The organism is Vicinamibacterales bacterium, from assembly GCA_036496585.1.
GTDB lineage: Bacteria > Acidobacteriota > Vicinamibacteria > Vicinamibacterales > 2-12-FULL-66-21 > JAICSD01.
Map to the genome: position 1 here is coordinate 1 of DASXLB010000045.1, position 6178 is coordinate 6178.

Consider the following 6178-nt stretch of genomic DNA (forward strand, 5'->3'; position numbering starts at 1 on the left):
CACGCTCTCCGCGGCCGGCGTCCCGCCCCCCGGCGGCGTTCACCACTTCCAGCGCGTCCTGCAGCACCGCCATCATGCCGAGCCCGAGCAGGTCGACTTTCACGATGCCCATGTCGGCGCAGTCGTCCTTGTCCCACTGGATGACGACGCGATCCGGCATCGAAGCGGTTTCGAGCGGCACGACGTCGTCGAGCCGTCCCTGGCAGATGACCATGCCCCCCGAGTGCTGGCCGAGATGCCGCGGCAGATCCTGAATCTGCTGCCAGAGCTCGCCGAACTGCCGGATCGCCGGATCCGCGGCGTCGGCGCCGGCCGATCCGAGGTTCTTCGCCAGCGTCTCGTGCGGATCGACGTACTCGAAATGGTTCATCGTCTTGGCCAGGCGATCGACGGTGGCCGCATCGATCGACAGCGCTTTCCCGACTTCGCGCGCCGCGCTCCGGCCGCGATAGGTGATCACGTTGGCGGTCATCGCCGCCCCGAGCTTTCCGTACTTGCGGTAGATGTGCTGGATGACGCGTTCGCGGCGATCGCCGCTCGGCAGATCGAGGTCGATGTCTGGCCACTCGCCGCGCTGTTCCGAGAGGAACCGCTCGAACAGCAGATCCATCCCGACCGGATCGACCGCGGTGATGCCGAGGCTGTAGCAGACGGCGCTGTTGGCCGCGGAGCCCCGCCCCTGCACCAGAATCCCCTCCTGCCGGCAGAAGTTGACGATGTCCCAGACGATCAGGAAGTAGCCGGCGAGATCGAGTTTCTCGATCAGATCGAGCTCGCGTTCGAGCTGCCGCGCGTGGCGCGGCTCGATCGGCCGATAGCGCTCGCGCGCCCCCGCCATGGTGATGTGGCGCAGGAACGACGCCATCGACTCGCGCTCCGGCACCGGATACGCCGGAAAGCGATAGCCGAGGTCGGCCATCGTGAACGACAGACGATCGGCCAGTTCGCGCGAGGCGTGCAGCGCCTCGGGCAGGTCGGTGAAGAGCGCGGCCATCTGGGCCGGGCTCTTCAGGTAGCGCTCGCCGTTGACGCTCAGGCGCCGCCCGGCCTGCGCCAGTGTCGTCTTGTGGCGGATGCAGGTGAGCACGTCGTAGAGCGGCCGAGCGGCCGGCTCGCCGAAGCGCACGCCGTTGGTGGCGACGATCGGCAGGTGATAGGCGCCCGCGAGATCGCGCAGCGCGTGGTTGTCGGCTTCTTCGTCGCGGAGCAGGTGACGCTGCAGCTCGAGATACGTGTTCGCCTGGCCGAACACGCCGACCAGGCGGTCGATCAGGCCGCCGACGCCGAAGCGCGCGCCGCTCAGCATGGCGCGGCCGCCAATCGCGATGAGGCCGGCGGTGTGCCCGTCGAGCTCGTCGAGCGACAGCACGCCCTCCCCCTTCGGCGCGCGCAACTTCATCGTCGTCAACAGCCGGCACAGGTTCTTGTAGCCGACCGGCGATTCGATGAGGACGGGCAGGCGAAAGACGCTGTCCGGCGGCACGCGCGGCACCAGACGCGAGGCGCGGGCGCCGCTGCCGGCCGCGACGGATTGCACGAGGCCGTTCGTGCCTCGCAGCGTCAGCTCCGCCCCGATGATCGCCTTCAGCCCCGCCTTCTTCGCGGCCAGGTGAAAGCGCGGCGCGCCGTAGACGCCGTCGCGATCAAGGAGCGCCAGCGCGGAATAGCCCAGCGCGGCGGCGCGCTCGGCAAGCGCTTCGGGCAGCGAGGCGCCGTCGAGAAAAGAAAAGGCGGAAGACGCGTGCAGCTCGATGTACGACACGGTGGCGGTGCTACGGGTGATTGAACTCAGTCATACGTCCCCTCGAAGAGCCACTGCTCTGTCGTTCGATCCTGATGAATCCGGCAGACCGCGCCGCTCTTCAGGGCGACGTCCCATTCGTTGCGGTTCCACCGCTCGTCGCTCCACCACTCGCCGGACGTCCGCCACGGTCCTGCCGCCTGCACCACCGCGCCGTACGGCACGCCGCGCTGCGACGAGGCGATGTACACAGGCCGCCCGTGCTCGACACGGACGCTCAACGCCACGGACCGGCGCTCGCGCCTGAGCACGGCGCCCCCCACACCCCGCGGAACCCCACCCCCGTCACCAGCACCTTCAGCACCCTTGCCACCGTTAGCACCTTTGGCACCAGCACCTTCAGCACCCTTGGCACCGTTAGCACCCTCGGCACCTTTTCCCGGCTCATACCCCACCATCCCAAACCCTCCCGGCCGATGGGTCTCGATCAGCACCGGCGCGCCGACCCGCGATTCGCCGACGAGCGCCGACAGCCGCGCCGTCAGCGTCGCCAGGGTTTCCGGCGACGGCAGCGCCCGATGCAACAGCGAGAACTGGGTGATGCGCGCCGGCGCCGGATCCAGCTCGATCGCGACCACGTCGATCATGGCGTCGCGCGCCGCCGTGAAGAGCAGACTCGATTCCAGATCGAGCAGCAGCAGCGTCCGCAGGACGCGCGCCTCGCGGATCGCCGCGGGCAGTTGCAGCAGGCGCGCGTGCGTCGATCGATCCGTCAGCCGCAGATCGAGGCGGATCGCCGCCGCGCCACGGTCGGCGCGTTCGAGCGACGCCGTCAACGGCTCGAGCAGCCGCGCCAGCACGAACGACAACGGCTCGAGCGCGTCGATCGGCCATTCCAGCTCGAGCCGTCCCACGTAACGCGGCGTGCCGGCGTCGGGAACGAATGGCGAGGCGTCGAGACCCTGCGCCAATCGCTGCAGCGCCGCGCCCCGCCGCCCAAGTCGCGACGACAGGCCAGCGGCCGGCAGCGCCGCCAGGTCGCCGAGCGTCGCGATCCCCCAGCGTTCGAGCGTCTCGTAGATCCGCGCGCGATCGCGATCCGTGATGCCCGGCGGCAACGTCTCGAGCTCCTGCAGCAGCCGCACCGGCAGCGGCGCGCACGATCCACCGGTCTGCCCGGCGTCCGCCTGCGCGAGCAGTCGGGCCACCACCTGCGTCTGGCCCAGCGCAACGCTCGCCGCGATTCCCGCGCCGAGCAGCGCCTGCGCGAGCTGTCGCGCGATCTCCGCCGGAGGCCCGATCAGGCCGCCCAGCCCCGAGACGTCGAGCACGACCTCGCGGGCGCTGGCCCGGCGGACGCGTGGCGAGAAGTCGTGGGCAATGGCGAGGACCGCTTCCAGCGTCGCGCTCGCCGCTCCCAGGCGCAGGCAGGCGTATAACGCGGCACCCGGATGCTGAGCGCCGGACGCCGGAAGCGGGGAGCTGGCCACCCGACGCTCACGGAGCAACGAGGCGAGGTTCCCCGCGGTTTCCGCTTCGGCCACGTCGGGAATGCCCGGCGTGAGATCCTCGTACGACGGGACGGTCATTTCGGAATCGACGCCTCAGCCACGCCCGCGCCGATCGGTCCGCCGGCGACGACCGCCCCGATGACACGCGGGGTGACGGCCAGACCACTGAAGATGCGCGCGCGATGCGTGTGGCCCTGCCAGGCCGCCGGCACGGATTCGAGCGCGATCGTGACGCCGCCGGCGCTGCGCGCCATCCGTTCGCGGCCGAGGAGCACCGCCACCGTCTCGCCGGCTTCGATCATCCGCGCCGCGCGCATCCACGTCGTAGGGGGAAAACGCCGCCGCGCGTGCGCCGCAACGTCGGCGACGTCGAACACGACGAGGCCGAAGCCGCCCGCCTGCAGCACCAGCGCGAACGCGTGCAGCGCGCGCGCCGCATCGCCGCGTTCGCGGATCCACAGCAGTTGCGGCAGCGCGACGCCGTGCGCCGCCGCCGACGCCGGATCGAACGTGTCACAGGTGTCGACGAGCGCCACCGCTTCGCCGCGCGCGGTCGCGGCGGCGAGCATCTGGATCGCCAGCTGCGTGACGCCGGTCGACGGCGCGCCGGTAATCTCCGAGAGGTGTCCGCGGCGCAGGCCGCCGCCGAGCAGCCGGTCGAGCGCCGCGCAGCCGGTCGGCGCGGTGCGCGCCGGGTCGAGCGGTTCGCCGGCCGGGCCGAGCGCCGCCAGCGTCACGTCGAGATTCCGGGCCCGCAGCAGCGATTCGAGGACAGCGCGCATTTTCGCTTTTTGTTCGCCTTCGAGCGCGAGTATATGCGCGCATCGGTCGGAGGATCAAGCGCGACTGTAAGTGGTTACAATGATTAGGCGTTGTCCACAGCCGCCCAGCCGAGCTCCCACGAAACCCCCTCGGCTCCGCTTCACCCCATCATCGGCCGCGCGCTGGCCGCCTTCCACTACCGCGATTTCCGGGTGCTGTGGTTTGGCGCGTTCACGTCGACGGTCGGCAACTGGATGCAGCAGGTCGCGCAGGCGTGGCTCGTCTTCGAGCTGACCAAGTCGGAGTGGTATCTCGGCCTCGATTACTTCTTCGGCCAGCTGCCGATCCTGCTCCTCACGCTCATCGGCGGCGTCGTCGCCGACCGCTACGATCGGCGCTACGTGCTGCTGGGATCGCAGCTGATTCAGATGACGACGGCGTTCACGCTGGCGCTGCTCGTCTACTTCAATCACATCGCCGTCGCCGAGATCCTGCTGCTGTCGTTCATCGCTGGCCTCGGACAGGCATTCGGCGGGCCCGCCTACCAGGCGCTGATTCCGTCGCTGGTCCAGAAGAAGGACTTACCGAACGCGATCGCGCTCAATTCGATTCAGTTCAACCTGGCGCGCGTCTTCGGGCCGCTGCTGGCCGGGGTCACGCTCGCCGCCTGGGGCGGCGCCGCCTGCTTCGGCCTCAACGGACTCTCCTTCCTGGTGGTCATCGTCGCGCTGTTGTCGATGACGATCCGGCAGGTGAAGCCGCCGCAGAAATCACTCGTCGACGAGCTGAAGGGCGGCCTGCGCTACACGAAAGGCCAGCCGACCATCGTCTCGCTGGCGGTGCTCGGCGGGCTGACGACGTTTCTCGGGCTGCCGCTGCTCACCTTCCTGCCGGTGTTCGCGAAGGACATCTTCCACGGCGACATCAACCGCTACAGCCACATGATGGCGTTCTCGGGAGCCGGCGCGGTCTGCGGCGCGCTGATCGTGGCGTGGCTGGGGCGCTTCCGCCACATGGGTCGCGTGCTGCTGCTGACCCAGGCGGCGTTCGGGATCCTGGTCACCGCCTTCGCGGTCACTCGCGTCGGCTGGCTGAGCGACGCGATCCTCTTCGGCACGGGCGCGACGCTGCTGATGACGTTCTCGATGACCGCCTCGCTGGTGCAACTGATCGTGACCGACGAACTGCGCGGACGGGTGATGAGCATCTACATGGTGGCGTTCCGCGGCGGCATGCCGCTCGGCAGCCTCGCCGCCGGCTACGTCGCGAGCCGCCTGTCGGCGCCGGTCGTGCTGGAAGTGAACGGGATGCTGATCCTCGCGGTATCGATCTACTTCCTCATCCGCAGCCACGGCGTCAGGGAGTTATAAGCAACCCGCGGCCATCGTCTATCGCGCCGACACGAACCCGCGTCGGCTGCGCACCCGCCACAGCCAGTAGAACATCGCGGCGAACACCAGCACGATCGGCAAGGTGCGCATCGGCCCGGTGGTGAGCGGCTCTGGAAGCCTCTCAACCGCCATCAGGCACGGTGTGCGCGTCCTCACGCGCGATGGGCTCACCGGCTGGCGGTGGCCGGCTGCAGCGCGACGATGGGGGGCGGCTGAAACCAGCCGCCTTCCGTGATGACGAACCAGCCAATCGGAAAGCCACCTTCGCCCTTGTAAACCACGCCGAGGTCGCGCGCGTCTGTCGGCACCTGGAACCGTCGCGTGGTCATGATCGATTGGCCGGGCTGCAGCACCGTGGTGAACGGCAGCTCCGACGGATCCGCCACCGGATCGAACCGGCGCCGCTGCGCGTCCGTGAGGTAGATGACGGTTCCACGCTCTCCCATCGGCACGCGCCGGGCGCGGTTTCTCAGTCGCAGCGAGATCGTGACATCGGTGCCTGGCGCGGCAGCTCGCTGCCAGCCGGTGACGGTGATGCACCAATCGTCGTTGCAACGCTCCTCGGCGACGCGATAGACGCGGCGGCCACTGAAAAGGGTGACGGCGATGACGATCGTCATGTAGACGGCAGCCGCGATCACGACTCGGGTGACGATCCGGCCCGCGCGCCTGAACCGGCCGGTCACGGCGAATCCTGCCGCGGTCAGCACGGACACCGCCGCCGTCAAGACGATCAGGAGGAACAACGGCTCAAAGATGTTCATCATTGGCAT

The 6178-nt window shown here is 69.3% G+C and carries 6 protein-coding genes; 1 reads left to right on the forward strand and 5 read right to left on the reverse strand.

Annotated elements, in window-relative coordinates:
* From VGI12_15165 to VGI12_15175, 3 genes are all read right to left on the reverse strand, one after another.
* The coding region (locus VGI12_15165; protein HEY2434013.1) for a PHP domain-containing protein at nucleotides 1-1762 on the reverse strand (1762 nt) is incomplete at its 3' end.
* Between the two features lie 26 nt (nucleotides 1763-1788).
* Nucleotides 1789-3330, reverse strand: a complete 1542-nt coding sequence (locus tag VGI12_15170; GenBank protein HEY2434014.1) for a hypothetical protein — start codon at nucleotides 3328-3330, stop codon at nucleotides 1789-1791.
* Entirely contained in the window at nucleotides 3327-4034 is a 708-nt protein-coding gene (locus VGI12_15175) for a hypothetical protein (protein ID HEY2434015.1), read from the reverse strand. The genes VGI12_15170 and VGI12_15175 overlap by 4 nt, the downstream gene beginning before the upstream one ends.
* A 90-nt stretch (nucleotides 4035-4124) precedes the next feature.
* Between VGI12_15175 and VGI12_15180 the strand changes: the two genes are divergently transcribed.
* Complete coding sequence (locus tag VGI12_15180) at nucleotides 4125-5384, forward strand: MFS transporter (protein ID HEY2434016.1); 1260 nt, start codon at nucleotides 4125-4127, stop codon at nucleotides 5382-5384.
* A gap of 18 nt (nucleotides 5385-5402) precedes the next feature.
* Here VGI12_15180 and VGI12_15185 read toward each other — a convergent pair whose 3' ends face one another.
* Entirely contained in the window at nucleotides 5403-5561 is a 159-nt protein-coding gene (locus VGI12_15185; GenBank protein ID HEY2434017.1) for a hypothetical protein, read from the reverse strand.
* 11 nt (nucleotides 5562-5572) lie between these two features.
* A partial coding sequence (locus tag VGI12_15190) for a hypothetical protein (protein HEY2434018.1) occupies nucleotides 5573-6178 on the reverse strand: 606 nt, incomplete at its 5' end.